Consider the following 232-nt stretch of genomic DNA (forward strand, 5'->3'; position numbering starts at 1 on the left):
GGTTTCGGTCGCGGAAAACGTTAAACCGACCTTCACCGTTCACATCAACGCTGCCCTGGACCACGACCTTGTCGTGACCCTGAGCAACAACGAAGTTGTGACCATCAAGGCTGGCGAAACTAGTGCGCCGTACAGCCATGCTGCGCAAGGCGACGACGTCTATAAGGACGCCGGTGAAATCAGCCTGGGTATCAAGTCGGCAGCAGACATCGATGGCCGCGCCTTCGAAAAC

Annotated in this window: 1 protein-coding gene; it reads left to right on the forward strand. The window is 56.9% G+C overall.

Annotated features, from left to right (window positions below):
* Positions 1-232 (forward strand): immunoglobulin-like domain-containing protein (locus HU770_RS26930; protein WP_186666631.1); only part of this gene is annotated, 232 nt, incomplete at both ends.

The sequence above is a fragment of the Pseudomonas sp. SWRI68 genome (assembly GCF_014269165.1).
Classification (GTDB): Bacteria; Pseudomonadota; Gammaproteobacteria; order Pseudomonadales; family Pseudomonadaceae; genus Aquipseudomonas; species Aquipseudomonas capeferrum.